Annotated in this window: 3 protein-coding genes, 2 pseudogenes and 1 riboswitch; of the genes and pseudogenes, 2 read left to right on the top strand and 3 right to left on the bottom strand. The window is 52.6% G+C overall.

Translation table 11 applies throughout. The annotated features are described in order from the left end of the window. The 3 genes and pseudogenes from JCM11969_RS16065 to eno all read right to left on the bottom strand — a co-directional run. A pseudogene (locus JCM11969_RS16065) lies at positions 1–222 on the bottom strand (sigma-70 family RNA polymerase sigma factor); the annotation flags it as partial. Positions 223–525: 303 nt separating this feature from the next. Further along, positions 526–1810 (bottom strand): annotated as a pseudogene (locus JCM11969_RS16055) (HAD-IC family P-type ATPase); the annotation flags it as partial. 74 nt (positions 1811–1884) lie between these two features. Next, complete coding sequence (gene eno / locus JCM11969_RS16050) at positions 1885–3171, bottom strand: phosphopyruvate hydratase (protein WP_054712834.1); 1287 nt, start codon at positions 3169–3171, stop codon at positions 1885–1887. Between the two features lie 56 nt (positions 3172–3227). Continuing rightward, positions 3228–3296, bottom strand: a riboswitch (Fluoride riboswitch). A 185-nt stretch (positions 3297–3481) separates the two neighbouring features. On the opposite strand from eno, the gene JCM11969_RS16045 reads away from it, so the two are divergent. Both JCM11969_RS16045 and JCM11969_RS16040 read left to right on the top strand, forming a co-directional pair. Then, positions 3482–3880 carry a fluoride efflux transporter FluC gene (locus JCM11969_RS16045; RefSeq protein WP_054712831.1) on the top strand — a complete coding sequence of 133 codons (399 nt, stop codon included), beginning with the start codon at positions 3482–3484 and terminating at the stop codon, positions 3878–3880. A 31-nt stretch (positions 3881–3911) separates the two neighbouring features. After that, positions 3912–4103 (top strand): CrcB family protein, encoded by a 192-nt coding sequence (locus JCM11969_RS16040; protein ID WP_175577014.1) that lies wholly within the window; start codon positions 3912–3914, stop codon positions 4101–4103. The last annotated feature ends 37 nt before the right edge of the window (positions 4104–4140 follow it).

Raw genomic sequence — 4140 nt, 5'->3', positions numbered from 1 at the left:
CTTCTCATTTTCGATGAATGATTCGAGATTGGCAACTTCGTTTTCGATCAGAAGAAAGTCGGACAGATGGGATGGTTCGACGATTTCCTCTAATAACCAGTCCTCAAGTGGCGTTTCTTTAACATCTCTTAGGTGCTTTCGATAAAAGTTGATTCGCTCGTTGCGAAGCACACGTTGCATATATCGGACAAACATTTTTGACACTTCACGCTCACTACTCATGAATACAGCCTCCCTAGATTTGAGAAAATTAGTTACACTTATACAGACCGAATTTGAGCGTGGCGGTGAAACCAAAAAGTTAAATTAGGTAACTAAAATCGTAGGAAAGCAAAAAAACATCAGCCAATACACATTGGCCAATGGGTTCAAAAGTGGTGTGGATCTGGTGAAAGTTCGCTAGATGCGTGCCGCAAATCGAATCACTGTCAGCACAATGCCAGTTAATACAGTGATCACGATTGCTAAGCCAACTAATGCTGGACTGAGTGCGGCGATCCCCCAGCCGGTAAGTGCCAGAACCAGCGTCAATGCGCAGTTGCCGCCGATTGCTATTGACACGGCACGACTGGGCAGGTTAGCCCAGAACGGCTTTTTGGTGCGGGTCATCAGGATCGTCAACATCGCGCTAAAGATAAGGTAGACGTAAAGGCCGGTGCTGATTTGATCAGTAGTAAGACCGAGCTGTTGTAACCAAGTTAGCCAACCGTAGCCGACCGCTGACCAACCTATGGCCAGGATACCAGCGATCTTGCTAAGTTTAGCCAGATTCCAGCTTTCTGGCTGGTGTGTGATCGTTGTGCGGTCAGTGCCGAGCACAAGGGTCACACAATCATTCAGAATTGCGACCAAGATCATCGCGTTTAAGGTCAGCGGAATGAAGTGGAGAATCAGGTAACCTAATGTCAATAGCAGCGGCAACTCTGCGGTGCGTGAAAGTTTGGTGATCGTCCAGGTCATCATGCGTTGATAGACGCGGTGGCCGGCATCTAGGATCTCGATGATCGGGGTCAGTCCGTCTGCCGGCAAAACTCGATGGCATGGCGATCGGGATCGTCGCGATGAACAGCATTGCAAGAAACGGTAGCATGGCAACTAAGTCTTCGTGGCGGACAACGGCCACGATGATCAACAGCACGGCCAACACTGCATCGAGTGCTGCCAGATAGCCGATGATTTTGCCCAATAGTTTCTGCAAATGGCCCGGAGCCGAGCTTTGGTTGATCAGGCTGATTGTTTTGCCGCTGCGGCTATTAGCACCGGTGGCGGTGACGATCGCTAAGGCGTTGCCGGAGAGGACTTCGGTGCCGGCATAGGCCGTATCACCAGGGGTGCGGTTGACGGCCTTGGCTTCGCCCGTGATACTGCTTTCGTTGGCTTCCAGCGTGTCCGTCAGCAGGCGCGCGTCAGCGGGGATAATGTCCCCTTGGCGTAGGCTGATGAGGTCATCAACGACTAAGTACTTGGCTGACACCTGTTTCCACTTGCCATCGCGGCTGACTGCGGTGGTCGGCGATAAGTCATGTGATAGGCTGCGTAAGACCGTGTTGGCGCGGCGAGATTGAATCGCGCCATTGACCGCGGCAAAGAGCAACATTAGCACGATGAACCCGGCTTGGATGCCTTTGCCTAACACGATTTCAATGATCAGCGCCGCTTCGAGTATCCACGCGCTAGGCCCCCACAGGCGGGTGATAATGGCCGTGGCAAAGTTGAAGGGGGTTTCGGCCACTTCGTTGAAGCCATCGCGGGCCAGTCGCCGGTCAGCTTCGGCTTGGGTGAGGCCGTCTAGCGTATTCTTTTTGGTCATAGTAGACACCAGCTTTTTTCAAAATAACAAACGGCCGCGCACATATTAGTGCTCGGCCGCTGGATCAATGCTAATCAGTCGAAGTCGACCGAATCTGGGAAGTGGGCTAGGCGCGTGCCGTCAGCGCCAAGTTCTTCTTCGATCCGTAACAGTTGGTTGTATTTCTCCACACGCTCGGAACGGGCTGGAGCGCCGGACTTGAGTTGCGCAACGTTCGTGGCGACGGTAAAGTCAGCGACAAAGGTGTCGCCGGTTTCACCAGAACGGTGAGACATCATGGTAGTGTAGCCGTTCTTGCGCGCTAAGCGGATTGCTTCCAGCGTTTCGGTGACCGTGCCGATCTGGTTAAGCTTGATCAAGATACTGTTGGCCATGCCTCGTTTGATGGCGTCTTTGATCAAGGCTGGGTTAGTGCAGACCGGATCGTCTGCGACAAGTTGCACGCGATCGCCGTACTTCTTGGTAAAGTCAGCGAAGTGGCCCCAGTCTTCTTCCCCATAAGGATCTTCGATGGAGATGATCTCTGGGAACTTGTCCAGCAGGTGAATGTAGTATTCTCCTAATTCGGCAGGTGTGTAGGTTTTGCCTTCAAAGTCATAGTTCTTGGTGTCGCGGTTGTAGAAGTATGATGCCGCCGCGTCAAAGGCGATGGCGATTTCCTTGCCAGGCGTGTAGCCTGCCTTGATGATGGCGTCATGCAGCATCTGCAAGGCGTCTTCGGAGTTCTTGAGGTCAGGGGCAAAGCCCCCTTCATCGCCGAGGCCGGTGGTGTAGCCAGCTTCTTCGATCACCTTCTTCAAGGTGTGGTAGGTGTTGGCGATTTTCTCGAAGCCATCACGGAAGCTGGAACGATCGACTGGGGTAATCATGAATTCCTGAATGTCGATGCCATTGTCGGCGTGCTCACCACCGTTGATCACGTTGTGGAACGTTTGTGGCAGTTCCAAGTCGGTGCCGCCAAGGTAACGATACAGCGGTGTGTGCAAGGCGTTGGCTGCTGCACGGGCAGTGGCCATTGATACACCCAGGATCGCGTTAGCCCCTAGGCGAGCCTTGTTAGGTGTGCCGTCTAAGTCGATCATCAGCTGGTCGATGTGGGCTTGGTTGAAGGGGTCAGTGCCGTGCAAAGCCTTGTTGATCTCGGTATTGACGTTGGCCACGGCCTTTGAGACGCCTTTGCCTTGAAGCCGGTCGCCGCCGTCGCGCAACTCGATGGCTTCTTTTTCGCCGGTCGATGCACCAGATGGTACCTCCGCGCGGCCGAGCGTACCGTCCGAGAGATTAACATCGGCCTCAACAGTTGGGTTGCCGCGGGAGTCGAAGATCTCGCGCGCCTTCACAGATTCAATCACTACTGACATAATTGTGCTCCCTCCGGTAAAAAAAGATGACGTCTACGTCTACTGCACGCAAAATCTGTGCAGTAGACGTCATCAAATTGATTTACCAATTAGTTTTAGTGGCGAACGTCATCGCCGATTAACTTTTAGCACCCAAAGCATACTCCCTTACGAAATTTTGCGCAAGCCAGACCGACAAATTTTCGTGCAAAAGGCGGGCTTGTCTTACAGCTGTATGTTTTGCTATAACGCTAGACGCTATATTAAATTTTGATGAGTGTAACCACGCGACTGCCTGTATTTTGGTGGCCGCGTTTTACGGGGAAGTTTAATGCAGCGATTGCGATACCAAGATATTTTAGCGATGTTCATCGGCGGCTGTTTCGGTGGGATTGCCTGCTGGGAAATTGGCTTGTGGCTTAATGATGCCGACACGATGCTCGGCACCACGGCGGTGAATCTGATCGGCAGATTTTTGCTGGAGTTTGTCACTTATGGCCTAGCGGTGTACATAGATTTGCCGGGATGGCTGATTTTGGCGTTAGGGACTGGTTTTGTCGGCGCGTTTACGACGTTTTCGACGATGGTGCCGAACCTTTACAAAAACGTCGGCGAATCGCCGGTGTACGAGATCAGGATCTTCTTGCTTGAGCTGCTTGTTGGTTTAGGCGCTGCGTTTAGCGGGTATTTATGCGCCGAAGCCTGGGGAAGGCGGCGACAAACATGGTGATGTTAGTGACTTTAGGCGCTGGGGTCGGCGCGTGATGCAATACGTGCTGACGCAGCTAGGCAAGAACTGGTGGACTTGGGTGTCGGTGGCGACGCTTGTGATCAATGCTAGTGGTGCCTTCTTGGCGGGATTTTTGGCGATGTGCGCACTGCAGCAAGCGTGGTCACTGCTACTTTTGACCGGTGTGTGGTGGGTACACGACTTTTTCCACATTCATGACTGATGCGTTTATCTTGTTGCGCAACCGGCGTTACTGTGCG

It is taken from the genome of Secundilactobacillus paracollinoides DSM 15502 = JCM 11969, assembly GCF_001311135.1.
In the GTDB taxonomy this organism is placed as follows: Bacteria; Bacillota; Bacilli; order Lactobacillales; family Lactobacillaceae; genus Secundilactobacillus; species Secundilactobacillus paracollinoides.
Note: the sequence above shows the minus strand (reverse complement) of the source record. Positions and strands in the feature narration are given on the sequence as shown.